The following is a 24,160-nucleotide window of genomic DNA, read 5'->3' on the forward strand; positions in this document are numbered from 1 at the left end:
ACCCACCACCTAGAATGGTCATTCTTTCGCAATATTCGCCGTCATCAGGAAAATCACCATGAGCGATCGCCAAGCCGCCCTCGACTACCACGAGTTTCCCGTTCCGGGAAAAATCTCCATCGCTGCGACCAAGCCCCTGGTCACGCAGGGTGATCTCGCGCTGGCCTACACCCCCGGCGTCGCCGCCGCCTGCGAGGAAATCGCCGCGGACCCGGTCAACGCCTTTCGGTTTACGGCCCGCGGCAATCTGGTCGGTGTGATCACCAACGGTACCGCCGTATTGGGGCTGGGCAATATTGGTCCGCTGGCCTCCAAGCCTGTCATGGAAGGCAAGGCGGTACTGTTCAAGAAATTCGCGGGCATCGACGTATTCGATATCGAGATCGACGAGACCGACCCCGACAAACTGGTCGATATCATCGCCTCACTAGGCCCCACCTTTGGCGGCATCAACCTCGAGGACATCAAGGCGCCCGAGTGCTTTACGGTCGAGCGTCGGCTGCGCGAACGCATGAGCATCCCGGTGTTTCACGATGATCAGCACGGAACCGCCATCACCGTGTGCGCCGCGTTCATCAACGGCTTGAAGGTCGTCGGCAAGGACATCACACAGGTCAAGGTCGTTGCTTCGGGCGCCGGTGCCGCAGCGCTGGCCTGTCTGGACCTGATGGTGGATCTAGGCTTGCCGCGCGAAAACATCTGGGTCACCGATATCGAAGGCGTGGTGTACGAAGGACGTACCGTGCTCATGGACGAGCAGAAAGCCACTTTCGCGCAGAAAACCGATGCGCGTAAATTGGCCGACGTCATTGCCGGGGCTGACGTGTTCCTGGGTCTGTCCGCCGGCGGCGTGCTAAAGCCCGAAATGGTCGCGGCCATGGCCGCGCGGCCCTTGATCCTGGCGCTGGCCAATCCGACGCCGGAGATCCTGCCCGAAGTGGCTCATTCGGTCCGCGACGACGTCGTCATGGCTACCGGGCGTTCGGATTACCCGAATCAGGTCAACAACGTACTGTGCTTTCCGTACATTTTCCGTGGCGCCCTGGACGTGGGCGCCAGCACGATCACGCGCGAAATGGAGATGGCCGCGGTCCGCGCCATTGCCGCCCTCGCCGAAGAAGAGCAAAACGAGGTCGTAGCCGCGGCCTACGGGACCTACGATCTGCGGTTTGGTCCCAACTATCTGATCCCTAAACCTTTTGATCCGCGCTTGATCGTGCGCATCGCACCCGCCGTGGCCGCTGCCGCCATGGAAAGCGGCGTGGCGACACGACCCCTGGCAGATCTGGAGGCATACGCCGAGCAACTGCAGCAGTTTGTCTACCGGTCGGGGGCCTTCATGAAACCGCTGTTCGCCAGTACCAAGCGTCTGGTGCGTACAGGAGGCAAGGCCCGCATCGTCTTTACCGAAGGCGAGGACGAGCGCGTCCTGAGGGCCGTGCAGGTGGTGGTCGATGAGGGCCTGGCCAAGCCTATTCTGGTTGGCCGTCCTGCCGTGTTGATGGCTCGTATCGAGAAATATGGATTGCGCCTGCGTCTGGGCCAGGACGTTGAAGTGACCAATCCAGAATTCGACGAACGGTTTCACCAATATTGGACGACCTACTGGGACAAAATGTGCCGCCGCGGGATCACCAAGGAAATGGCCCGTGTGGAAATGCGCCGCCGTATGACCTTGATCGGTGCGATGATGGTGCACCTGGGCGATGCGGACGGCATGATCTGCGGCACTGTGGGGGCGTATCACGATCACCTGCGGTTTATCGATGAGGTGATCGGCCTGCAACCGGGGCACAAGGTCTACGCCGCGATGAATATCCTGCTGCTGAACGAGCAGACGATCGCGCTGGTCGATACGCACGTCAATGATGATCCCAGCGCCGAGCAGATTGCCGAATACACTGCGATGGCTGCCCAGACCATGCGGCGCCTGGACGTGATGCCCAAGGTCGCCCTGTTGTCGCGCTCGAACTTCGGCTCGGGCAGCTCCGCATCCGGCGCCAAAATGCGCCGCGCGCTGGAGTTGATACATGAACAGGCGCCGGACCTCGAGGTGGACGGCGAAATGCACGGCGATTGCGCGCTGGATGAGGCGCTGCGCCAGCGCCTCTTGCCCGAATCTCCCTTGAAGGGCGCTGCCAACCTGCTGGTCTGCCCGAATGTGGACGCGGGCAACATCGCCTATAACCTGCTCAAGACCGTCGCGGGCGGCAACGTCGCCGTGGGGCCATTCCTGTTGGGCGTCAACGCACCGGTGCATATCCTGACCTCGAGCGCCAGTGTTCGTCGGATCGTCAATATGGCGGCGCTGGCGGTGTTGGAGGCGAATGGCGGATTGGGCTAGGCCGCGCGTTTCGCGCGGTGTAGTCCAGGCTTCCCCGGGGGCTGCATTCCGCATGCAGCCCAGCTCCTGCGGCAGCAGGCGAGCCAAAACAATACTTGACTTAAAGTCAACTTTAATTTCTAGACTTCAGCCATCCCCGAGTCCGGATGCATCCCAGCAGCGACCCGCTGCTGGGAGACACGGTTCAGATATCCAGAACCAGGCGTCGCGCACCAGCTCATGAATCTGTGATCGGCTGACATGACACCACCACCCATAACCGTCTGGCGCAACATCGCATTGGCGATCCTTGCCGCGCTGATTGCTTCATTCCAGATTGGCAAGGCCATTATCGCTGCGCCCTTGCTGCAAGGCGATCCTCTGCATCTGAGTCTGGGGCAAACGGGGCTGGTGATATCGGCCTTGGCGATGGTCGGCGCCATATTGGCGATGCCGCTCGGCGTGCTTATTGCGCGCTTTGATGCGCGCAAGGTCCTCGTGGGCGGATTGGTCATCATCGCCGTGACCAGCTTTTTGGGCGGTGGCGCGTCGAGCGTCGCGGTCTTGCTGGTATCGCGCGTTATCGAGGGCATAGCCGTTGTCACGCTATTGATCTGCGCGTCGAGTATCGTGGGGCGTCAGGCGTCCCTGGAAGACCGCGACTTGGCGATGGCCTTATCGAGTACTGCCGTTCCCAGCGGGATTGCGTTGGTGATCTTTGCGACGACCCTGTTCTCATCGTTGGGTCAGCCGCTGTCGTGGCCTGCGATTTGGCAAATCAACGCAGGCTTGGCCGTCATATGCGCGATCGTGATGCTGTTCGGGTTGCCGTCTATGCCTGCCATAGCAACGCCGCAGCTCAATGCAACACCTTCCGGAAATCCGCAGTCGGGTAGCGCATGGACTGCCATACGCAACGTCGGCATAGCACGTGGCCCGCAGTTCATTGCTGTCTGTTTTGCCCTGTACGCGATTGTCTACTTTGCATTCTCCGGGTTTCTGCCATTGTTGCTGCGCGATCTTCTGGACCTGACGCCCATACAGGCAGGCTTTGCGAGTGCGGCAGTTGTCGCGTCCAATGTGTTGGGGAACATCGGTGCAGGCATGTTGATGCGGCGCGGCATTGCCTCGCGCCGGATTGTGTCGGTGAACTTCATTATTGCGACACTCTGCATACCGGCGTTGTTTTGGCTACATCCGCCGCCTGTCGTTGCCGTGTCCATCGCCGTGGCGATGATCGGCTGCATGGGCGGCATCCCAGGTGCGTTGACTGCCATTGCACCTAGAGTTGCTCCCACCCCCGCGCTGGTTGCTCCGACAATCGGCTTGATGTTGCAGGGCAGCTATGCGGGGCAATTGATAGGGCCGATGTCAGCCGGCGCGCTGGCGCAAGCCGGCGGTTGGATGTTAGTAGCACTGATGCTGTTGCCGCTGGCGGTGGGCGGTGCGATGTTAGCACGTAAGCTCTAAACTGCATCTGGTTCAAGACGGGGAGACACCCGCATGCGATTCAGCTTGCGTCAGATGGAAGTATTCCGAGCGGTCATGTTGACCGGCTCGATAAAAGGGGCATCTCGCTTACTCTTTACCTCGCAGCCTGCGCTGAGCCGCATCGTCGCGCATACGGAATTGACACTGGGACTGACGCTTTTTAACCGGGTCAAGGGCAAACTGGTTCCTACCTCAGAGGCCGAGGCGCTGTTTCGCGAAGTGGACCAGTGTTACCAGCAAGTGCTGCGCGTGGACGATTTCGCGCGTGGGCTGGTCAGTGGCCCGTCGGGGGTGCTGAATCTGGCATGCAGTCCTGCACTCAGCCGTGGCATTGTGGCCCGGACGATCACACGGTTCGTTCAGCAGTATCCCAATATTCAGGTGAACTACTGCCTCACGCTCTTGAACAGCATGGCGCAAGACGTGCTGAGCAACAAGGTGGATCTGGCCATCTCGGTGCTGCCCATCGAGCATCCCAACCTGCATGTGACGCCGTTCCTCTCTGGCCGTATGGTGTGCATCGTGCCGCGCGGGCATGTGCTGGCGGACCTGAAATGCGTGAGTATCGCGGATCTGGCGAGATACCCGCTGATTGCCCATCATCCGAGCATCCCTTTCGGCCAGCTGGTTTCGGCGGCATTCAACAAGGCCAATATCAGTCTGCAGGCTTGTATCTATATTCATCACACTGATATGGCCTGCAGCCTGGTTCGGGCTGGCGCCGGCGTTGCCATGGTGGATCAGTTCACCGCCGAGAGCATGGACTGGCCGGACATTCAGGTATTGCCGCTGGCAGAGGATATTCCGCTGAACCCCAGTATCGTGCGATCGGCTTTCGATACCGGAAAGACGCACGCCACGAAGTTCCTCGACCTGCTGCTGAAGCGCGATTAACCTGAAGCTATACCCCATCGAGGAATCAGCACTCGCCCAGTTTCCTTCTGATCCCTAGGATTCCATTGATGACGCCAGGCCACTGGCCGGTGCGAATCATGAATCCTGTGGAGGCATCAATAATGAAGTTGGGACTGATAGGTCTGGGTAACATTGGCCAGCATTTTGCAAATCGCCTGTTGGCCGCAGGCCATGAGCTGATTGTGCATGATCGCTCATCGGCGGCGCAGGAGCGCATCGTGGCGCGTGGCGCAAAAGGGGCGGGCAGCGTTGAAGAACTGGCGGAACAGACGCCCATTGTGTTGTTGTGTTTGCCCATGCCGGCGGTTGTCGCAGAAGTCGGCGCCCAAGTCTCCAGGGTAAAGAACGTACGTATCCTGGTGGACCTGTCCACGACAGGCCCTTCTGTCACCAAGACCGTCGAAACCTTGTTGAGCGAGCAGGGCATCGCCATGATCGGTTCGCCCGTCAGCGGCGGTACCGTGGCCGCTGAAAAGGGCACCTTGGCCGTGATGGCGGCCGGCCCTAAAGGGGCGTTCGACGAAATCGAGCCGGTGCTGCGCGTCATCGGCAAGAACGTGTTCTATCTCGGGGCCGATCCCAGTCTGGGCCAAACCACAAAGATCATCAACAACACGCTTTATGCCACCAGCATGGTGGCCAGCTGCGAGGCCCTGGTCTATGGCGTGAAGGCCGGGCTGGATCCTCAAACGCTGCTGGACGTGATCAATGTCTCCAGCGGACGTTCGTTCGCGACGCTGGAACGTATTCCGCAATGCGTCCTGGACCGCAGCTTTCCCGTCCGTTTTACGACGGAATTGCTGCACAAAGACGTCAAGATGTGTATCGACGAGGCCGAGAAACTGGGTGTTCCCATGTCGGTGAATCCGGCGGCGCGGCAATTTCTGGCGTTCGCGATCACGCAGGGCGACGGCCAGCGCGACAACGTTTATCCCATTCGGCATATCGAACAATGGGCGGGCGTGGAGTTTGGCGCCAAGCCGCAGTGACGGGGTTGCACTGAGATAGATGAGGAGACATTTAATGAAGCGACGTCTGTTCGCGGCCTTGATGTGCGCCTTGCCCGTGCTAGGGTGGGCAGCCTATCCAGAAAAACCTGTTCGTTTGGTCGTACCCTTTACGCCGGGCAGCATCACCGACGTGGTGGCGCGTGCCCTGGCCCAGGGCTTGGATAGGGAGTTCGGTCAATCCGTTGTGGTCGAAAATCGCGCTGGGGCCAACGGCACAGTGGGTACGGCTTCTGCGATACGCTCGGAGCCGGATGGATATACCTTGTTCATGGTGGGCGTCAGCACCGGAGCTAGCAACGTTAGCGCATTCAAGTCGTTGCCCTATGACCCCCGCAAGGATTTCGCCCCCATCGGCCTCGTTGCCGAAGCGCCTTTCATGTTGGTCTCGCGCGGTGATTTGCCTGTAAATAGCGTAAAGGACCTGATTGACTACGCCAAGGCGAATCCCGGCAAGCTGTCCTATGGCTATGGATCCGGCAGCGCGCAGTTATGCGGGGCGCAGGTCGTATCCATGGGTGGGTTTACCGCCACGGCCGTGGCCTACCGTGGCGTGCCCCAGGTCATGACAGATCTGATGGGTGGGGTATTGGATTTCACCGTTGCCGACATGGTCAACGGTCTGCAGCAGTCTCGGGCAGGGCGCGTAAAAGCCCTGGGCGTCACCAGCAAGACGCGTTCGCCATTAGCCCCGGAACTGCCGACCCTTGCAGAGGCAGGGTTGCCAGACTACGACTTGAACGTATGGTTCGGCGTAGCTGCGCCGGCCGGCACTCCAGCTGATGTGGTCGCACGTATCAACACCGCCTTGGGAAATGTCTTGAGCTCCCCATCGGTGCAGCAGCAGTTCGCGACCAACGGGCTGACTGTGCGCACCTCTACTCCTGATGGGTTCAGGCAACTGATCGCATCGGACATCGACAAATGGGGCAAGGTGTTCGCCGATGCCGGTTTAACCCCTCAGTAGCAATTATCGCCACGGCATAGAGCGCGGTGGCGGCGTTTATTTCATTCACGAAACGAAGGAGTCAATCCACATGGCAATCCAGATCCGCAAAAAACTGTTGAACGTCGAGTCGATCTATCACGAAGGCGGCCCGGTACGTGACAAACCTATCAAGATGGCGTCGATTGCGGTGGTGATCAAGAATCCCTATGCGGGCCGCTATGTAGAGGATCTGTCTCAACTGGTCGAGGACTCCAAAGTGCTGGCCAAGGAGATCGTGCCGGAGCTCATGGAGGCCGTAGGCGGGCCTCAGAACGTCGAGGCCTACGGTAAAGGGGCGATCGTGGGGTTGAATGGCGAATTGGAACACGGGGCCATTTGGCATGAGGCCGGGGGTTGGACGATGCGTGCGGTGTTGCCCAAGGCAAAATCCATCGTGCCGGCAGCCAAGGTTGTTGCGTCGGCAGGTACTCGACTGCAGATTCCGCTGCACCATATCGAAGCCTGCTACGTGCGCAGCCACTTCAGCACCATGGACGTAGGCGCTATTGATAGTCCGCGTCCCGATGAGCTGCTGTACGCATTGGTTGTTTCCACTGGTACACGTGTACATGAGCGCCTGGGCGGTTTGCGCGCCGATAATTTGACGGTTGGTGACGGCCAACGTTGAACGTTTCGCCCTTGTCAGAGTACTGGCCTGGGGGCGCGACATGGCGCATTTCCGCTAGGGAATGGCGCCATATTTTTATAAATCGATAGGCGTTGCGCGGATCCCACTGCCGGGGCGACGCACGCCAGCAAGGAGACAAGCATGATCAAGACAGTTAGCACCATCATGGCAAGCCTGTTGTGCCTCGCCGCTGCCCCTTTGGCTTACGCTGAAAATTGGCCCACGCGTCCGATTACGTTGGTGGTGCCGCTGGCCCCTGGCGGCAGCACGGATGCTACCGCGCGCCTGATCGCCCAGAAGCTGCCGAAAGAACTGGGGCAGCCTGTGGTGGTCGAAAACCGTGCAGGCGCGGGTGGCAACATCGGCGCGGATTATGTGGCCAAGGCGACACCGGATGGGTATACCTTCCTGATGCACACCAGTACGCTGATGACCAACGTGACGCTCTACAAGAAAATGCCGCTCGATGTTCAAAAGGACCTTGCGCCGGTGTCTCGCGTCTCGCTCATCCCGAACGTCTTGATGGTCAATACGAGTTTTCCGGCAAAGACGCTGAATGATTTCATTGCCTATGTTAAGGAGCACAAGGGCGCCGTCAATTACGGCTCGGCGGGCAATGGCACGTCGCAACAGCTGTCGGGGGCGTTATTTGGTCAGATGGTGGGCGCGGAGATGACGCATGTGCCCTATAAAGGCGGCGCACCCGCGAATACGGATCTGCTGGCAGGGCAGATACAAGCCGTTTTCTCGCCTATGGTCGAGATACTGCCCTTCATCGATAGCGGCAAACTGCGCCCATTGGCCGTCACCACGGCCGAACGGTCGCCGCGATTGCCTGATGTGCCAGCGGTGTCCGAAGCTCTGCCCGGATACGAAATCGTATTATGGAACGGTGTATGGGCTCCCGCAGGCACGCCCAAACCGATCATTCAGCGCATGAATCTGGCTATCAATGCGGTGCTGAACGACCCCGATGTGAAGAAAATCCTGCGTGATCAGGGTTCGACTCCAGCGGGTGATACGCCGGAGGCTTTCCAACAATTGGTCGGTACCGAAATCAAGAAATGGGGTGAGCTGGTAAAACTGTCGGGCGCGAGTATTCAATAATCAAATCCCGTTGACGGAGAGACGTTGCATGAAACCTGTATTGCTGGTGCTGGTGTTTTTGTCAGAAGAACATCGTGCTTTGGTGAGCGAGCGATTCGACATGATCTACGCGCCGAATGCCCACTTGGGCAAGGACCGGTCAAACGGTGAGGCGCAGATCGCGGCGCGCGGGCATGAAATCAAAGTGGTGTTGACTAATGGCACCAACGGCTTGTTGGCTAGCGAAATCGACCGGCTGCCCGCGCTGGAGTTGATCTGTACTGTGGGCGTCGGTTATGAAAACGTGGCCGTCGAACATGCCAAGGTGCGCGGAATTCCGGTTGCCAATGCGGCGGGTACCAACGACGACTGTGTCGCCGATCACGCAATGATGCTGTTGTTGGCGGCGATTCGGCGTTTGCCCTTTCTTAACAATGGTGTACGGCATGGCATGTGGCGCGACGATATTCCGCGTCCACCGCATGTGTCATATCGCCGGCTGGGCATTCTGGGCATGGGGGCGATCGGCAAAAAAGTCGCCCGCCGGGCCTTGGGTTTCCATATGGAAATCGGCTACCACAATCGCAGGGTCCGCGATGACGTGGATTTTCAGTACTTCGGGGATGTGAAGAGTTTGGCTGAATGGTGCGATTTTCTGGTGGTTGCTGCACCCGGGGGCAAGGAGACGTACCACATCATCGATGAGACCATCGTTAATGCCATCGGGCCGCAGGGCGTGCTGGTGAACATTGCTCGTGGCACATTGGTCGATACGGAGGCGGTCGCGCGGGCACTACGCGATGGCAGATTGATGGCAGCGGCGTTGGACGTCTATGAGAACGAGCCTACACCGCCGCAGCCGCTGCTCGACCTGGATAATGCGGTGTTAACCCCGCATATTGCCGGGATTTCGCCTCAGGCGATCGATATGTCGGTGCGTAAGTTCCTGGAGAATGCCGAATGCTTCTACGCGGGTAAGCCGTTGGTTACGCCGGTTGTGTGATGTGCATGTCCCGGTCGGGTATGAATAGTCTTGCCGTTCGTATGTTATGCGGTGGTCATTGATCGAGATTGGTTTGCTTATTGGACGTCGAGCCGAGGCAATCGGGCCGTGAGGGCTTCACAAAGCCGGTCCGGCGCGCGGGCGCCGGACACCGTGTTCGCTCACCTCGTCCGCGCCTTCGCGCTTCCTTCGGTGTCCGCTCCACTCGGCTTTGAGGCGCCCTCACGGCCCGATTGCCTCGGCTCGACTCGCAGTCACTCAAGCTCATCACATCGCTGGCACGGTTGTCTTGCTTGGCGTTTTTCTGCTGCCCTGTTGGCAAAGAGGAAGATCTTGCAGTGCTGCTATTCGCGCGTGCCCTGCACACGCGCGAATAGCGATCAGTCCGGGCATGCGGCGGGGTGGCGTGTTGCCAGTTTGGAAGATCTGCTTGGCCAGAGTTGATGCATGCGACGATGATACGTAGAACGTACGACGACATGTAGACATGAAGCATGTGGCGCATCCAACGATGCGTAGTAGGTCTCTATGTGTCACGACGCCCTAACTCGAGAGATCTTCCGTTTATCTCCGATGCCAAGGCCCTCGCATGCGGATCCCGAACGCTATTCATGGCCGCGCCCGTAGGCGGCCATGAATAGCAGCCCTGCAAGATCTTCTTCCTTGCAGACGCCAGTTCCTACGAAGCCTACGTAGACCAGTCATGCCAGCGACGAGAGAATCAGAGATGCTGCGAGTCGAAGCGGGGCAGTGACCGTGTTGGCGCGCCTCGGAGTCGCGCGAGCGGACGTCGAAGGTAGGCCCGAAGGGGCCGGACGAGACAAGCGACGCGGCAGTCGGACGCGCAGGCGGCCGACCGACTCCGTGAAGCGCCAACACGGTCACTGCCCCGCTTCGACGTCCAACAGAACTCATGTCCCCGTTCCGCCCGAGCCCGTCAAGAACAAACCTATCCAAGACAAACCATCCACATGACAAAGACCTAGTTCGCCTTCCCCATCAACCCCACCAGCGTCTTCATCCGCTGCCCCAGTTGCTGCAGCTCTTGACCCCATTGTTTGCCAGGCAAAAACGCCAACACCGGCGCATCAGCCTTGCCCGCCTCCAGAAATCCCGGATCCTTCATGGTGGCCTCTACGGCATCCTGTACGCGTTGAGCGATGTCATCAGGCAAGCCGAGCGGCCCCGCAATCCCGCGCTCGGACGATATTTTCAGATCGTAGCCTTGCTCGGCCAACGTAGGGACATTGTTGGCAGCGCGTTTGTCGGCCCAGATTGCCACCCCTGTCAGTGGAATGCCCGGTTGTCCGAGCTCCAATACCTCGCCTGTGGTCATCATGACGTAATCGACATGTTTGCCCAGCAGCGCGGTCTTGGCTTCGCCGTTGCCTTTAAACGGAATGGACATGAACTGGAATCCCGCATCCCGTCCTAACTCCAGCATCCCCAGATGCCCTGTTGTACCTTCACCGGAATGTCCGATCGAGAAGGGCGTTTTCTTGGATTGTGCGATGAACTCTTTCAGCGTGACAGGTTTGCCCGCCTCTCGATTGGCCACCAGCATGATCGGATCGTCGACTATGCGGGCGATGAGTCGGATCTGATCCGGGTGATAAGAAGTCTTGCGATACATCGGCTGAAAAATAAAGCCCGGTATATTGACCATGCCCAAGGTGTATCCATCCGGTTTGGCATGTTGAATATAGTTGGCAGAGATCTCGCCGCCTGAGCCCGGCTTGTTGACCACGACGATCCGGGCCGATTCTCCCAGGCGTTTTTCCATAAAACGCGCCAGATTGCGCGCCATGACATCAGTGCCGCCGCCTGGGGCAAAACCCACCACCAGTTCGATGGGTTTATCGTTGGGCCAAGCCGCCATGACCGTCTGTGACAGCATGCCAGCGCTTACCAACAGGATACTGCCGAGCATCTTTCCCATGGATTTGTCTCCGTATATAGGTATATGGGATGAGAGGGCAATGTATTCGCCCGTGTTGTGATACGGGTTATCACCGTCCACGTCGCCGGGCCGGGACAACAATCAGAACGGTTGTAATCCCAGTGCAGCGCGAAACCGATTTTTGATAAACGGTCCATCTCTGGGCGGCAACACACGTGGAGGCTCGTTCGCCTCGATAAACACTTGTACGAACGTGACCTCGTCGCGAGCTTGAACATGGCGGATGACCTCATCGCAGCCCTCCAGGCTGTCGGTAGAGAACGCATCTCTGATACCAAAACCCTTGGCGACGGCGACCAGATCCGTACCGAGGCTGGAATGACTGCGCTGCATGCCGGTTTCGCCGAAATGGCCGTTGTCCAGTACCACGATGGTGAGGTTGCGCGGTTGTTTTGCTGCGATCGTGGCCAGGCTGCCTATGCCCATGAGCTGCTCGCCATCGCCCGTGATGACAACGACTGATTTGTCAGGTTGTGCCAGCGCCAAGCCTAATCCTAAAGGCGCCGCGCCACCCATGGCGCCCCACAGATAATAGTTGCTGTCGCGATCGCCAGCAGCGTAGACGTCGTATGAGGCCGACCCCAGGCCCGTTACCACCAATGCATCGGGAACGCCCGCCAGCACTCGTGCTACGAACTCCCGGCGTTGGACACCCGGTTCTTTTTGAGTCTGATTCATCAGTTGCGCTCCCACTTTTTCCGTCCGATCAGGTTCTGCCCCAACAACACAGCGACTTTATCGCCCGCCCCAAAGGCGGCGTCGAATCCCGCACTGACAATCTCCTCGGCCTCTTCGGGGCGAGAGACACGCAGCACATGTATGCCCATCAATTCCAGCGCAGCCTGTGTGGCTCTGCCCATCGGACCTTGCCAGGGATTGAACTCTGCATATTCGCCGCGCATGGTGACCAGCGTGAAAAACGGAAAATCGGCCGCCTGCAGCAACGAAAACATATTGACGCAGTTACCTACGCCGCTGCTTTGCATCAGCAACACCGCGCGCTGGCCGCCTAGCCAGGCGCCGCTGGCGAGCGCCACGCCTTCCTCTTCGGTCGTCAGCACGATGTCCTGGATATCCGGATCCGCGATGGCGCTGCGTATGACATGGGAATGGCCGGCATCCGGCACGTAGGCGATCTGCCGTACGCCGCCCCTCTTTAATACATTGAAAACGGCTTCCTGCCAGGAAGGCGCCGTAATGGATGGTTGGTTCATTGGGGGAGATCCCTAGAGTTGAACGACGTAGAAATCATAAAATGTGATGGATATGTAAATAAAATAGAAAATTGGCATGATCCAATCACGATTCCTGATCGAGGCATAGCAAGATGGATTTGAAACAACTGCGCGCTTTCCTGACCGTTGTCGAGACCGGCAACGTGACGCGGGCGGCCGACGTCCTCAATCTGGTACAGCCCGCCGTCTCGCGTCAGATCCGTTTGCTCGAGGAGGACATCGGCACACCATTGTTCGAGCGAGAGCGCCGCGGCATGGTCCTGACGGAGGCAGGCGAGGTACTGGTCGGTTATGCGCGCCGGGCATTGCTGGAGCTGGACCGGGCGAGGGTGGAAATCAACGGCGTGGGGCAGGGCATCAGTGGCCTGGTGACGCTGGGGCTTTTGCCTAGCAGTATCGACATGCTCTCCAGTCCGCTGGCATCGGCTGTCGCGGCCGCCTACCCCGGCATACGTGTACGTATCGCCATGGGCTACGCGGGGACGTTACAGCGCTGGCTGGCATCGGGCGAGGTGGATGCGGCCTTGCTATATGGGGTGGAACGGTCGCCCGATATCGAGTCCACGCCACTGATCGAGGAGCCGCTCTGGGTCATCGGGCCGAAGCACAGCGCATTGCGTCCGGACCGCCCGGTCGCGTTGGCGGATCTGGTCGGCCAGCGGCTGGTGTTGCCCAGCGCGCCTCACGGCATACGCACGTTGATGGAGCATGCATGTGCGGTTGCGCACGTGACGCTGGATGTATCGGTCGAAACCAATGCCTTGAGCGTACAACGCAGCCTGGTGTTGGGCGGGCATGGGTGGACGATTCTGCCGCCCATCGCAGTCGCGGAGGACTTGCGCAGAAATCACCTGAGAGGCGCGCCGCTGGCCGAGCCGGACATCACGCGCACGATAGTGTTGGGATTGCCGACTAATCGACCCATTTCCCGTGCGGTTCAATGCACGGTCGATGTACTGATAGACGAGGCCCGCAACGCGGTGGTTTCCGGCGCATGGGTAGAGGGGCGATGGTTAGGGTGACGTGGTTCCCGTGTTCTTCAGGTCAGGACGCATGTACACTTATTCCAGGTAAGGACGGATGAGGTAGTGGCTGCCGGGCATGATTGACGCACGGCAGAAAATTGGAACATCCGACGGCAAGCGTCGTGATAGTGTCAATGGATAGCGCCTGGAGTGAACCTTGACTAACCCCTACGAAGTTCTCGGCGTCGCCTCGACGGCATCGCTTTCCGAGATCAAGCATGCGTATCGCAGGCTGGCAAAGAAATACCACCCTGATCTGAATCCAGGCGATAAACCCGCCGAGGAAAAGTTCAAGGCCATCGCGAGCGCCTACGCGTTGCTGAGCGACGACGAAAAACGCAAGCGTTATGACGCGGGCGAGATCGATGAAAGCGGTCAAGAACGTCCGCAGCATCACTATTACCGCGATTTCGCGTCATCGGATCAAGCTCACCCATATGCAGATGCGTCAGGCTTTGCGGACTTTATGCATGATGATGCCTTTGCCGAGATACTCAGACGCAGCCAGGAAGCGCAGCGCAATCGGCGTGGGCAGGATATGCATTATCGTCTGGAGATTCATTTCGCCGAGTCGATTACGGGTGCGAGCAAACGATTGACCTTGCCCGGTGGCGAAGTGCTGGACGTGACGATTCCGCCGGGTCTCGTGAGCGGGCAGGTGCTGCGTTTGAAAGGTAAAGGTGAGCCCGGTGCCGGTAGAGGCGGCCCAGGGGATGCGCTCATCGAGGTCGAGGTGTTGCCCGATGCGCGCTTTACGCGCAAGGGCGATGATATTTCGCTGGAGTTGCCCGTGTCCCTGTCCGAGGCCGTACTAGGCGGCAGCGTGACCGTGCCTACCGCTACAGGCGAAGTCGTGATGACGGTGCCCAAAGGCTCGAACACCGGGACCACCCTACGCCTGAAGGGCAAGGGCGCGCCCCGCCGTGGTGGCGGATTCGGCGATCAGTTCGTCAAACTGAAAATCGTGTTGCCGAAATCTTCTGATCCGGATCTAGAAAATTTCGTGTCCAATTGGACCCGGGGCAAGGACTTCAACCCGCGGGAGGAAGACAAATCATGAGGATGACCAAACAGGAGTTTCTGATTTCTTGCGAACTGCCTGCGCCGACCTTAGAGCTATATCTCGAGCAGCAATGGATCATTCCGGAGCAGACCTCCACAGGTGTCACGTTTTGCGAAATGGACATCGCACGCGTGCATCTGATTCAAGATCTGAAAGTCAATATCGGCGCCAACGACGAGGGCATCGATATCATTCTGCATCTCATCGATCAGGTGCATGGGCTGCGTTATGCGCTCGCCCAGGTGCAGAAAAAGCCCTAGTGCCACGACGGCCGATCGATGTGTACGCCATTTTGGCGCAACCACTGGCCGAGCTCAGGCCGGGCGAGTACGTGGAATTCCGCGGCACGCTGGGCGGCCAACTTATCCCCGGCTCCGGCCACCGCGGGATGGCACATCAAGAGATCGCCATCTCGCGCGTTGCTCAGCCATTGATGTAGCAATCCGGCGTAGTGGCGCGCGCCACCGTTAAGCCCATATACCCCCAACAAGCGGCGGTTCGTGCGCCAGCCTTCATGCCGCGCAACACGCGCGACCGCGTTAGCGCCCAGGGCGGCGATGACATGCGCTTTGGCGGATTGCTGGATGGGAATGCCTGTTTGCATACCGGGCGCGGTATACCGTAGCCAAGGTCGGCAGTTGCCATACCGCTTTTGCAGCAGTTGAATCAAGCGTGGCAGAACATTGGGCAACTGATGTACATGCTGATGTCCATCAACATAATCCGGCGCGCGACCCAAGACCTGTTCAAAAGCATCAAACTGGCGAGTCAACTGCGCGTCGATCAGCGCATCGTTCAGATGGCCCGCATAGGCACGGGTAATCAGCGCAGGCAGCGGCATGACCGCCAATTGGTGTCGATGCCCAAATGCTTCCGTCAGATTCAGATGCAGGCCGACCTCGACGTTGAGGTCGCGCAACTGTCGTGCGTTGGCAGCGAAGGTGGGCCCTTGCGTGAGACAGCTGATGGCGCTGAGCCGGCCCCATTGCGCGAGTTGAAACATGCCAGCATCAACGCTCGAATTCATGCCAAAATCGTCGCCACACACGATGATATGTTTCCAGCATCGTTCGCCGTAATTTCGACTGTTCTCGTTCAGCCCTTCATGCGTGCCTTGATTAAACAGATTGCCTGGTTTGTCGTCGTGGGCTGTGCCGCGGCCGCTACGCATTGGGCCGTCGCAGTAGCCTGCGTCGAAGGCTTGCATATGCCGCCACTCGCTGCCAATGCGGTGGGCTGGCTGATAGCATTCGTTGTATCGTTCTCGGGTCATTATCGACTTACCTTTCGCCACTTGGCCTCACACTGGATGACAGCCGCGCGGCGATTTTTTCTCATTTCTGCATGCGGATTTCTGTTGAACGAGGCCTCGTATGCCTGGTTGCTGCATGCCACGTCATTGCGTTATGACGTATTACTTGCATTGATCTTGATCGGGTTGGCCGTGCTTACTTTCCTGGCGAGCCGGCTATGGGCGTTTCGCCGCAAAGCCGAGCATTGAAATCGCGATCGATGTCGATCCGCCATACCATGTAGTGACGGTCAGAAAATTTCGGTGCCAGCCCTCGCAAAGCGGGATAATGTTGTGCGTCTTCGGGCTCGCCCCATATCCAGAACCGATTGCCCGGCGCTGCGGTACACAGACGAGACAGAAACGTCTCGGGCGATATCAGCACATGTGCGGCGGTCTGCGGCGCAAACAGTCCAGCGTCATACAGCTCTTTGCGCCAGTTATCCCGCAAGGGTATCTGTGGGTTGGTCCAATCGTCGATCACCCAGGCCGGTTTCATCGAGCCCGTATAGATGCCCAGATCGAACGGATAGGAATGCAACGTTACCAAGGTGTCGCTAGTCTGTATTTCCGCGGCGATCTGGCGGCCTAATGGTTCTGCGCTGCGGCGCGGATTGGCGACGAACACGCCGACCAGCACGACGCACAATAAGACAGAGCCCGCGGCGCATCGGTAGGCCCAGAGACGGGCTTGCCCTGTCATACTGTGGCGGATCGCGCGTTGTATCACTTCAGCCAGGGCGACGGCCAGTGGCGGCAATGCGGGCACGACGTAGCCAATGAGCTTTGAACTGGGAATGGAAAAAAAGCCCAGCACCACGACGATCCAGATGGCCATCAAACTGCGTAATCCAGCGGGATCCGGGCTCTGCCAAAAATCTTTTCGCAGCACACCGCCACCCCACAGTGACCAAGGCAGTATCAGACCGACAGTGACAGGCAGGTAAAACCAGAACGGTTGCGCGTTATTGAATCCCGATTGCGCGAATCGTTCGAAATGCTGGTAAACGAAGAAATAGTGAAAAAAGCCCGGAAATCGCGCCTGCATCATCCAGAACCAGGGGATGGCCACGAGTCCAAACATCAACAGTGCAGGTGGCCACAGCAACACTCGAAAACCATGCCATCGCCGGCTCAGAATCAGCCAAAAGAATATCGTGGCGCCAGGTAGTACCAGTCCGATCAGCCCCTTAGCCAACACCGCCAAACCGGCGAGCGTTGCGGCTGCCAATGACATCAGACGAAACGGACGCTGTGTTTCGGCACGCAACACGCTGTCTGCCGCTGCCAGGACCGCCAACGTAATCAACCCGGCAACCAGCATGTCTGTATTGGCAAACTGCGCGCCGCCGTAAAAGAATGGAGTAGTGGCCAGGATCACGACGGCAATCGTCGCTGTCGCCGCATCGCGATAACGCCGCACAAACGCGTAAAGGCCAGCTAGCGCAGCCCAGGCGGCCAGCCACGACGGCATGCGCGCCGCCCATTCGTTCAACCCGAAAAGCTTGAATCCGATTTCCGTCAGCCAGTAGTAAAGCGGCGGCTTATGGAAATAGGGCATACCATCCAATAATGGCACCGCATGTGAGCCGCTGCGCAGCATTTCCCATGCCACGCCGGCGTAACGCCCTTCATCTGGCAGGGTGAGTACCCGCGCCCACGACAGGCAGGCCAGCCATATGCCCAAGCCCGCAAGCAACCACGCCGCAGGCGGCACCCACAAATGGGGGCCGGCGTTATTGCGGGTGCTCAAGGCTGCACCCGGGCGGAACTGGCGCGCCGGGCGCGTCCGCGGCGCTGACGTACGACAAAGAGCGGGCGGCCTTTGACCTCGTCAAAGATACGAGCCACATACTCTCCGACGACCCCGAGGGAAATCAGATTCACCCCTGCGAAAAACAACAGCGCAGTGACGATGGTCGTCCAGCCCGAGATATGGTTGCCGTTGATCAGATAGTCCAGGACCAGATACCCACCATAGGCAAACGACAGCAGCGCAAAAACACACCCCAGCAAACTGACCATGCGTAATGGCCAGGTCGTAAACGCAGTCAGTCCGGTCAAGGCCAGACGGACCAGACGCCAGGTGTTGTAGCGGCTCGCGCCATTGGCGCGTACGTCGGGCGTATACGGCAGGGCTTCGCTACGGAAACCGACCCAGGCATACAAGCCCTTCATAAAGCGGGTGCGTTCCGGCAGCGCCATCAGGGCCTCGATGACCCGCCGGTCCATGAGCCTAAAATCTCCGGCGTGGGCGGGCACTTGTACGCCATGGGTGCCGCTCATCAGACGATAGAACCATTGGCTGCCTGTGCGTTTGATCCATGATTCGTCATCGCGATGTTCGCGTACGGCATATACCATGTCGGCGCCCGATCTCCAACGCTCGAGCATGGGCCCGATCAGCGCGGTAGGGTGCTGTAGATCTGCATCCAGGCAGATGACGACGTCGCCGTCTGCCGCTTCGAATCCTGCAGACAGCGCTGCCTCTTTGCCGAAATTGCGCGATAGCTGCAGATAGCGCATGCCGTCATGTACCGTCCATTCCGTCATCAGGTCCTCGGTGCCGTCGGTACTGCCATCGTCTATGACAATGATCTCCCATTGTGTGGACAGAGACTTCAGCTCTTGGCGCAATGCCGGCAGCAGCAGGTGCAGGTTGTCGCACTCATTCAGGCAGGGAATGACGCAGCTGATGCGCGCGTCGGAAAATTTGTCGGACCTGGATGAGGTGGTGACCAAGGGCGCCGCGATGGACGGCGTAGGCAAGGCATGGGCTTGCGTGTCTAAACGAAATTCGAGGGCCATACGTGGGTACCCTGGCAGTGCAAGAGCGCCCAGTATGCGTGGCGGCTCGTCGAATTTTCGTTAAATGGAATGCGGAAAACGCAAATGGGACAGTGGGATAGCGATGTTCAACCAAATCTCAGCGTGAAGCTCGTACCCGATTGCGGACCGCCGCGCTGTGATCTGACCTCCAGTTTCCAGCCCTGCATGTCACAGACTCGTTTCGCAATGGCCAGGCCGAGTCCATGCCGCAAACCGCCATGATCCGTAGCTGATGTAGACGCATCGGCCAGTCGCCCGCTGTAATACCGTTCAAATAGAAACGGTAGTTCCGAGGCCTCTATTCCCTTGCCTGTATCGCGCAGCTCGATTGCACCGTCGACCGTCAGCAGCGCCGTCAGGGTGGCGGGCGCTGCATGATCTATGGCGTTACGCACCAGATTACGCAGCACGGTCAATAAAGCGTACTTGTCGAGCATGCGTACCGTTTCGGGCGGAATGTGGTTGCGGAACACGAGATCGCAGGCTTCGGCGATCGCTTCCAGCCCGCGCCATGCATCGTCCATGCAACCATTCAGATCGACGGGCTCGGACGGGCGAGGCTGGTCGCGAGCCATGGAATGCGCGCTTTCCAACGACGCTGCAATATGGTCGACGTTAGCCACAATACGGGTCAGGCGTTCTTTTGGATCGGCGGGCAGTGCGCTATTGAGCAGCATGATTTCGCTATCTGAGCGAATCGCGGCCAGAGGCGTTCGGACTTCGTGGCTGAGGTTGGCAGCAAACTCGCGCTCGCGTGCGATCGAATGATCGACTTGGTTCTGAACGCGATTGAACGCCTCGATGAGACGGCCTGCTTCATCATCGCGAGTGATGGCAAGGTCTGGGGACCCTGGCGCCCAGTCTGATAATCGTGTCGTCAAGTCCAGCAGCGGGCTCACGGCAACACCCGCAATCCGGCGCGATAGTGCATAGGCGGCAATGATGCACAGCACGCCCACGCCCAGCACGATCAAGCCGAACTCACGTACGCGGGCTTCGTGCGCGGTGGCGTCATACAACACGTACAGCCGCCCGCGCGCAGTGTCTTCGACCATGACGTGCCATGTTTCGTCATCGGGTTCCAGTTCATGCAGGCCAGGGGTCAAGTCGCGCAGCGGCGTCGGCATGCTTTGGGGAACATCATTTTGTTGCAGCCATGCGCGAATCGAGCCAGTCAGTTCCGATGACTCCTGAGGAACCGCATAATTCGTATCGGATTCCAGGTGCTGGATAATGCGATTGCCTTCGGAGGTCAGAATCTGCTCAACCAGGCCGTCCTCCATTTGATCGAATGCCAGATAGGCCAGCAGCGCCAGCACGGCGACAAAAATAGAAACCACGCCCGTCAGCGCCCAAATGACGCGCTGGGTTAGGGTGCCGCTTTTCATGAGCCTGCCCCAGGCTCGACCATCCGCCACCCTACGCCGTGTATCGTTTCGATGCCATCAAAGCCTACGTCGGAAAGCGCTCGCCTCAACAAATGCACTTGACTGCGCAAGGCATCGCTCGAGGGTGGGATGTCGTTCCAGAGGATGGCTTCGAGTTCCTCTCTCGATACCACTTGGCCTGGCGTGCGTATCAGGGTTTCGACGATGAGGACCGATTTGGGAGTGAGGTGCAATGCCTGGCCTGAAACGGATACCTCTCTGGTGCGCCCGTCGAATTGCAGCGGGCCGCAGGTTTGCACGGCGTCGACCACTTTGCCTTTGGCACGGTGTATCAGTGCCAGCAGGCGCGCCTGAACCTCGGCCAGCGCAAAAGGCTTGGTCAAATAATCGTCCGCGCCATGGCCGAAACCGGCCAGCTTGTCTTCCAGTGCATCCCGAGCCGTCAGGATCAGCACGGGAATCGCCTTGCGCCATTCGCTGCGCAGAGTGTGCAGAATCTGGTAGCCGTCCTTGCCGGGCAGGCCGATGTCCAGCACGACGGCGTCAAAATGCTGGCTCTGGAGCATTCGCAGTGCGGTCGTACCGTCGTAGGCGACGTCTGGCACAAATCCGCTGAGCTCGAGGAATTGGTACAGATTTCCCGCGATGGTCAGATCGTCTTCGACAATCAGTACTTGGTAGTGCACATTGGCCGAAACGGTTTTCATGTGGGCGGGCGCTGGCGGTGACTCGTGCGGTGACACGTGAGCATCACTGTCAGATGCGGCAGTGACAATTTGATGGATTATTGAGCATGCAGGGGCTGCCGTCGAATTTTCGTTGAATTCGCCAGGGGAAGGGTGATCTCGCATTCATGGCGGCCTCGGGCCTGGGCGCCACGCCGGGAGCGGCCAAGTGCGCCTCGGGCCAGTCAGGGGGCTGCGGTGGCATTGGGCGGACTAGCCTCTATAATTAAAGATTCGCCTTATTTCCGGTTCGTGCACGCATGAAATCCTCAGAGATTCGCCAGAAGTTCCTGCAATTTTTCCAGTCCAAGGGGCACACGATCGTGCCTTCGGCGTCGCTCGTGCCGGGCAATGACCCCACGCTGCTCTTTACCAACTCCGGGATGGTGCAGTTCAAGGACGTCTTTACCGGCAAGGAAACCCGTTCCTATTCGCGCGCGACCTCGTCGCAGCGCAGCGTGCGTGCTGGCGGCAAGCACAACGATCTGGAAAACGTCGGCTACACCGCCCGGCACCACACGTTCTTTGAAATGCTGGGCAATTTCAGCTTTGGCGACTACTTCAAGCGTGATGCGATCCAGTACGCCTGGGAATTGCTGACTACGGTATACAAGCTGCCGGCCGAAAAGCTCTGGGTCACCGTCTACCAAGAAGACGACGAGGCCTACGACATATGGGCCAAAGAGATCGGCGTGCCGACCGAGCGCATCATCCGCATCGGTGACAACAAGGGCGCCCGTTACGCGTCGGACAATTTCTGGCAAATGGCCGATACCGGTCCGTGTGGCCCGTGTTCCGAGATTTTCTACGACCACGGCCCGGAGATCTGGGGCGGCCCTCCGGGCTCACCCGAAGAAGACGGCGACCGTTACATCGAGATCTGGAACCTCGTGTTCATGCAGTTCGAGCGCGACGCTGCCGGCAACATGAACCCGCTGCCCAAGCCGTGTGTCGATACGGGGATGGGCCTGGAGCGTATCGCCGCGGTGTTGCAGCACGTCCATTCCAACTACGAAATCGATTTATTCCGTCACCTGATCCAGGCTGCGGCGCGTGAAACCGGGGTCAGCGACCTCGCAGAGAACTCGCTCAAGGTGATCGCCGATCACATCCGGGCGTGTTCCTTCTTGATCGTCGATGGCGTCATTCCCAGCAACGAGGGCCGCGGCTATGTGCTGCGCCGTATCGTGCGCCGCGCCTTGCGTCACGGTTACAAATTGGGTCAGACCAAGCCGTTCTTCTACAAATTGGTGCCGGATCTGGTCGCCGAAATGGGCGAGGCCTATCCCGAGCTGGCTCAGGCAGACGATCGCGTGGCGCAGGTGCTCAAGCAAGAAGAAGAGCGCTTTGGCGAAACCCTCGAACACGGCATGAAGATCCTGGACGGCGCCTTGGCGGGCGTGCCTGCTGGCGGCCAGTTGGACGGCATGACGCTGTTCACGCTGTACGACACGTACGGCTTCCCGGTGGATTTGACGGCTGACATTTGCCGCGAACGCAATGTCGAAGTCGATATGGCCGGTTTCGAGGCAGCGATGACGCGTCAGCGCGACCAAGCCCGCGCCGCCGGGAAATTCAAAATGGCCGAGGGTCTGAGCTACGAGGGCGCCGAGACCCGTTTCGAGGGCTACGAAAAGCTCGAGCTGGACAACGTGAAAGTCACGGCGCTCTATGTGGACGGCACTCAGGTCGACCGCGTCCAGGCCGGCCAAAAGGCCGTCGTGGTGCTGGACGCCACGCCCTTTTACGCCGAGTCGGGCGGTCAGGTCGGTGATACCGGTCTGCTCGAAGGAGGTGGCGCCCGTTTTGCCGTGGCGGATACGCTCAAGATCCAGGCCGGCGTCTTTGGGCATCATGGCGAACTGGAGTCCGGCGCGTTGGCCGTTGGCGACACGCTCTTGGCTCGTGTGGACGCCGTGCGCCGTGCTCGCACCGTGCGCAACCACTCGGCGACGCACTTGATGCACAAGGCGCTCCGTCAGGTGCTTGGCGGACATGTGCAGCAGCGTGGCTCGCTGGTTGATCCCGATAAGACCCGTTTTGACTTCGCGCACGACGCCCCGATGACCGCCGAGCAAATTGCTCAGGTCGAGGCCATCGTCAATGCCGAGGTGTTGGCCAACGAGCCCACTCAGGCGCAAGTGATGGCGTATGACGATGCCGTCAAAGGTGGCGCGATGGCACTGTTCGGCGAAAAATATGGCGATACGGTGCGTGTGCTGGACATTGGTTTTTCGCGCGAATTGTGCGGCGGCACGCACGTGACTCGTACAGGCGATATTGGCCTGTTCAAGATCGTGGCCGAAGGCGGCGTCGCCGCGGGCGTTCGCCGGGTCGAGGCGATCACGGGCGACAATGCGTTGGTGTGGGTACAGAATCAACAAGCCTTGCTGCTGCGTGCGGCGGGCGTGTTGCGCAGCACGCCGGCGGATCTGCCCGAGCGTATTGCTCAGGTGCAGGATCAGGTCCGCGCGCTGGAAAAAGACCTCGAGCAGGCGCGCGGCAAGCTGGCCGCCAGCGCGGGCAACGATCTGGCTGCCAAGGCCGTCGACATCAAGGGGGCCAAAGTACTGGCCGCTAACGTTGGTGATGTGGACCCCAAAGCCTTGCGCGGAATGGTCGACAACCTCAAGGACCGCCTGAAATCGGCCGTCGTGTTGCTGGCCAGCGCTGGCGCCGATGGGAAAATCAGCGTGGTGGGCGGTGTGACCGCCGATTTGACGGGCCGCGTCAAGGCCGGCGAACTGGTGGGCTTTGTGGCCAGCCAGGTCGGCGGCAAGGGCGGTGGCCGTCCTGATATGGCGATGGGTGGCGGCACCGATGCTCAGGCATTGCCGGCCGCGATCGCCAGTGTGGCAGGGTGGATCGATGAGCGCCTCTGAACTACCGAATGGCGCTGGGACGGCAGGAGCTCCCGCGTCGTCGGAGAATCTGCCTGAGTTCCAGCACGACGTCGACGCCAGCGGGCTGACGTGCCCGCTGCCCATCTTGCGCGCCAAGAAAGCCCTGGCCCAGATGGAGAGCGGGCAGGTGCTGCGCGTCACGACAACAGATCCCAAGGCCGTGCGCGATTTTCAGGCGTTTGCCAAACAAAGCGGCAACGGTCTGGTGGCGCAGCACGAGACTCAGGATTCGGTGTTGCATTATTTGCGGCGCCGTTGAGGGAAGGCTTGCTATAGCCTTCGATTTAATGCTAGAATCTT

The 24,160-nt window shown here is 59.3% G+C and carries 22 protein-coding genes; 14 read left to right on the plus strand and 8 right to left on the minus strand.

What is annotated here, in order from left to right:
* Positions 1-58 precede the first annotated feature (58 nt).
* From CAL20_RS09130 to CAL20_RS09165, 8 genes are all read left to right on the plus strand, one after another.
* Positions 59-2,344 (plus strand): NADP-dependent malic enzyme, encoded by a 2,286-nt coding sequence (locus CAL20_RS09130; RefSeq protein ID WP_141217663.1) that lies wholly within the window; start codon positions 59-61, stop codon positions 2,342-2,344.
* Between the two features lie 240 nt (positions 2,345-2,584).
* Positions 2,585-3,793 carry an MFS transporter gene (locus CAL20_RS09135; RefSeq protein ID WP_094820498.1) on the plus strand — a complete coding sequence of 403 codons (1,209 nt, stop codon included), beginning with the start codon at positions 2,585-2,587 and terminating at the stop codon, positions 3,791-3,793.
* A 33-nt stretch (positions 3,794-3,826) separates the two neighbouring features.
* The gene (locus CAL20_RS09140; protein WP_094820499.1) at positions 3,827-4,708 is read left to right on the plus strand and encodes a LysR family transcriptional regulator; all 882 of its coding nucleotides are present in this window, start codon (positions 3,827-3,829) and stop codon (positions 4,706-4,708) included.
* 98 nt (positions 4,709-4,806) lie between these two features.
* A complete protein-coding gene (locus tag CAL20_RS09145; RefSeq protein ID WP_094820756.1) occupies positions 4,807-5,718 on the plus strand; it encodes an NAD(P)-dependent oxidoreductase in 912 nt (303 codons plus the stop codon).
* Positions 5,719-5,752: 34 nt separating this feature from the next.
* Positions 5,753-6,703, plus strand: coding sequence for a Bug family tripartite tricarboxylate transporter substrate binding protein (locus CAL20_RS09150; RefSeq protein WP_094820500.1), 951 nt, complete (start codon positions 5,753-5,755; stop codon positions 6,701-6,703).
* A 70-nt stretch (positions 6,704-6,773) separates the two neighbouring features.
* Positions 6,774-7,352: an amino acid synthesis family protein gene (locus CAL20_RS09155; protein WP_094820501.1), complete on the plus strand. Its 579-nt coding sequence runs from the start codon at positions 6,774-6,776 to the stop codon at positions 7,350-7,352.
* Between the two features lie 141 nt (positions 7,353-7,493).
* Positions 7,494-8,459 carry a tripartite tricarboxylate transporter substrate binding protein gene (locus tag CAL20_RS09160; protein WP_094820502.1) on the plus strand — a complete coding sequence of 322 codons (966 nt, stop codon included), beginning with the start codon at positions 7,494-7,496 and terminating at the stop codon, positions 8,457-8,459.
* Positions 8,460-8,487: 28 nt separating this feature from the next.
* Positions 8,488-9,441 (plus strand): 2-hydroxyacid dehydrogenase, encoded by a 954-nt coding sequence (locus CAL20_RS09165; RefSeq protein ID WP_094820503.1) that lies wholly within the window; start codon positions 8,488-8,490, stop codon positions 9,439-9,441.
* A 982-nt stretch (positions 9,442-10,423) separates the two neighbouring features.
* Here the strand turns inward: CAL20_RS09165 and CAL20_RS09170 are convergent.
* The 3 genes from CAL20_RS09170 to CAL20_RS09180 form a co-directional block, all read right to left on the minus strand.
* Positions 10,424-11,380 (minus strand): tripartite tricarboxylate transporter substrate binding protein, encoded by a 957-nt coding sequence (locus CAL20_RS09170; protein WP_094820504.1) that lies wholly within the window; start codon positions 11,378-11,380, stop codon positions 10,424-10,426.
* Between the two features lie 102 nt (positions 11,381-11,482).
* On the minus strand, positions 11,483-12,079 hold the full coding sequence (locus CAL20_RS09175) for a thiamine pyrophosphate-dependent enzyme (RefSeq protein WP_094820505.1): 597 nt from the start codon (positions 12,077-12,079) through the stop codon (positions 11,483-11,485).
* Entirely contained in the window at positions 12,079-12,615 is a 537-nt protein-coding gene (locus tag CAL20_RS09180; RefSeq protein WP_094820506.1) for a thiamine pyrophosphate-binding protein, read from the minus strand. Before CAL20_RS09180 ends, CAL20_RS09175 begins: the two co-directional genes overlap by 1 nt.
* Positions 12,616-12,728: 113 nt before the next feature.
* Here CAL20_RS09180 and CAL20_RS09185 point away from each other — a divergent pair, with 113 nt between their 5' ends.
* The 3 genes from CAL20_RS09185 to CAL20_RS09195 all read left to right on the plus strand — a co-directional run bounded on the left by CAL20_RS09185 (position 12,729) and on the right by CAL20_RS09195 (position 14,984).
* Positions 12,729-13,658, plus strand: coding sequence for a LysR family transcriptional regulator (locus tag CAL20_RS09185; protein WP_094820507.1), 930 nt, complete (start codon positions 12,729-12,731; stop codon positions 13,656-13,658).
* Positions 13,659-13,818: 160 nt separating this feature from the next.
* Positions 13,819-14,721: a DnaJ C-terminal domain-containing protein gene (locus CAL20_RS09190; protein ID WP_094820508.1), complete on the plus strand. Its 903-nt coding sequence runs from the start codon at positions 13,819-13,821 to the stop codon at positions 14,719-14,721.
* Positions 14,718-14,984 carry a chaperone modulator CbpM gene (locus CAL20_RS09195; RefSeq protein ID WP_217903908.1) on the plus strand — a complete coding sequence of 89 codons (267 nt, stop codon included), beginning with the start codon at positions 14,718-14,720 and terminating at the stop codon, positions 14,982-14,984. The genes CAL20_RS09190 and CAL20_RS09195 overlap by 4 nt, the downstream gene beginning before the upstream one ends.
* On the opposite strand, the gene CAL20_RS09200 is transcribed toward CAL20_RS09195, so the two are convergent.
* Positions 14,981-15,751 carry a ChbG/HpnK family deacetylase gene (locus CAL20_RS09200; protein ID WP_373558287.1) on the minus strand — a complete coding sequence of 257 codons (771 nt, stop codon included), beginning with the start codon at positions 15,749-15,751 and terminating at the stop codon, positions 14,981-14,983. The genes CAL20_RS09195 and CAL20_RS09200 overlap by 4 nt on opposite strands.
* A 78-nt stretch (positions 15,752-15,829) precedes the next feature.
* On the opposite strand from CAL20_RS09200, the gene CAL20_RS09205 reads away from it, so the two are divergent.
* Positions 15,830-16,225 carry a GtrA family protein gene (locus CAL20_RS09205; RefSeq protein WP_094820511.1) on the plus strand — a complete coding sequence of 132 codons (396 nt, stop codon included), beginning with the start codon at positions 15,830-15,832 and terminating at the stop codon, positions 16,223-16,225.
* Here CAL20_RS09205 and CAL20_RS09210 read toward each other — a convergent pair.
* The 4 genes from CAL20_RS09210 to CAL20_RS09225 form a co-directional block, all read right to left on the minus strand.
* The gene (locus tag CAL20_RS09210) at positions 16,173-17,768 is read right to left on the minus strand and encodes an ArnT family glycosyltransferase (RefSeq protein ID WP_094820512.1); all 1,596 of its coding nucleotides are present in this window, start codon (positions 17,766-17,768) and stop codon (positions 16,173-16,175) included. The two genes, CAL20_RS09205 and CAL20_RS09210, sit on opposite strands and share 53 nt — an antisense overlap.
* Positions 17,765-18,823: a glycosyltransferase family 2 protein gene (locus CAL20_RS09215; RefSeq protein WP_094820513.1), complete on the minus strand. Its 1,059-nt coding sequence runs from the start codon at positions 18,821-18,823 to the stop codon at positions 17,765-17,767. Before CAL20_RS09215 ends, CAL20_RS09210 begins: the two co-directional genes overlap by 4 nt.
* Positions 18,824-18,930: 107 nt before the next feature.
* A complete protein-coding gene (locus CAL20_RS09220; protein WP_094820514.1) occupies positions 18,931-20,232 on the minus strand; it encodes a sensor histidine kinase in 1,302 nt (433 codons plus the stop codon).
* Positions 20,229-20,939 carry a response regulator transcription factor gene (locus CAL20_RS09225; RefSeq protein ID WP_094820515.1) on the minus strand — a complete coding sequence of 237 codons (711 nt, stop codon included), beginning with the start codon at positions 20,937-20,939 and terminating at the stop codon, positions 20,229-20,231. The genes CAL20_RS09220 and CAL20_RS09225 overlap by 4 nt, the downstream gene beginning before the upstream one ends.
* Positions 20,940-21,217: 278 nt before the next feature.
* Here CAL20_RS09225 and alaS point away from each other — a divergent pair, with 278 nt between their 5' ends.
* Complete coding sequence (alaS, locus tag CAL20_RS09230; RefSeq protein WP_094837666.1) at positions 21,218-23,839, plus strand: alanine--tRNA ligase; 2,622 nt, start codon at positions 21,218-21,220, stop codon at positions 23,837-23,839.
* A complete protein-coding gene (locus tag CAL20_RS09235; RefSeq protein WP_094820517.1) occupies positions 23,826-24,119 on the plus strand; it encodes a sulfurtransferase TusA family protein in 294 nt (97 codons plus the stop codon). The genes alaS and CAL20_RS09235 overlap by 14 nt, the downstream gene beginning before the upstream one ends.
* Positions 24,120-24,160 lie beyond the last annotated feature (41 nt).

The sequence above is a fragment of the Bordetella genomosp. 4 genome, from assembly GCF_002261185.1.
Lineage (GTDB): Bacteria > Pseudomonadota > Gammaproteobacteria > Burkholderiales > Burkholderiaceae_B > Bordetella_A.

Bases quoted from the DNA above. Each gene is read 5' to 3' on its own strand.
- CAL20_RS09170 (WP_094820504.1), bottom strand. From the start codon at position 11,380: ATGGGAAAGATGCTCGGCAGTATCCTGTTGGTAAGCGCTGGCATGCTG.
- CAL20_RS09220 (WP_094820514.1), bottom strand. From the start codon at position 20,232: ATGAAAAGCGGCACCCTAACCCAGCGCGTCATTTGGGCGCTGACGGGC.
- CAL20_RS09130 (WP_141217663.1), top strand. From the start codon at position 59: ATGAGCGATCGCCAAGCCGCCCTCGACTACCACGAGTTTCCCGTTCCG.
- CAL20_RS09135 (WP_094820498.1), top strand. From the start codon at position 2,585: ATGACACCACCACCCATAACCGTCTGGCGCAACATCGCATTGGCGATC.
- CAL20_RS09235 (WP_094820517.1), top strand. From the start codon at position 23,826: ATGAGCGCCTCTGAACTACCGAATGGCGCTGGGACGGCAGGAGCTCCC.
- CAL20_RS09200 (WP_373558287.1), bottom strand. From the start codon at position 15,751: ATGAATTCGAGCGTTGATGCTGGCATGTTTCAACTCGCGCAATGGGGC.
- CAL20_RS09195 (WP_217903908.1), top strand. From the start codon at position 14,718: ATGAGGATGACCAAACAGGAGTTTCTGATTTCTTGCGAACTGCCTGCG.
- CAL20_RS09175 (WP_094820505.1), bottom strand. From the start codon at position 12,079: ATGAATCAGACTCAAAAAGAACCGGGTGTCCAACGCCGGGAGTTCGTA.
- CAL20_RS09145 (WP_094820756.1), top strand. From the start codon at position 4,807: ATGAATCCTGTGGAGGCATCAATAATGAAGTTGGGACTGATAGGTCTG.
- CAL20_RS09155 (WP_094820501.1), top strand. From the start codon at position 6,774: ATGGCAATCCAGATCCGCAAAAAACTGTTGAACGTCGAGTCGATCTAT.
- CAL20_RS09185 (WP_094820507.1), top strand. From the start codon at position 12,729: ATGGATTTGAAACAACTGCGCGCTTTCCTGACCGTTGTCGAGACCGGC.
- CAL20_RS09160 (WP_094820502.1), top strand. From the start codon at position 7,494: ATGATCAAGACAGTTAGCACCATCATGGCAAGCCTGTTGTGCCTCGCC.
- CAL20_RS09180 (WP_094820506.1), bottom strand. From the start codon at position 12,615: ATGAACCAACCATCCATTACGGCGCCTTCCTGGCAGGAAGCCGTTTTC.
- CAL20_RS09150 (WP_094820500.1), top strand. From the start codon at position 5,753: ATGAAGCGACGTCTGTTCGCGGCCTTGATGTGCGCCTTGCCCGTGCTA.
- CAL20_RS09205 (WP_094820511.1), top strand. From the start codon at position 15,830: ATGCGTGCCTTGATTAAACAGATTGCCTGGTTTGTCGTCGTGGGCTGT.
- CAL20_RS09225 (WP_094820515.1), bottom strand. From the start codon at position 20,939: ATGAAAACCGTTTCGGCCAATGTGCACTACCAAGTACTGATTGTCGAA.
- CAL20_RS09215 (WP_094820513.1), bottom strand. From the start codon at position 18,823: ATGGCCCTCGAATTTCGTTTAGACACGCAAGCCCATGCCTTGCCTACG.
- CAL20_RS09140 (WP_094820499.1), top strand. From the start codon at position 3,827: ATGCGATTCAGCTTGCGTCAGATGGAAGTATTCCGAGCGGTCATGTTG.
- alaS (WP_094837666.1), top strand. From the start codon at position 21,218: ATGAAATCCTCAGAGATTCGCCAGAAGTTCCTGCAATTTTTCCAGTCC.
- CAL20_RS09165 (WP_094820503.1), top strand. From the start codon at position 8,488: ATGAAACCTGTATTGCTGGTGCTGGTGTTTTTGTCAGAAGAACATCGT.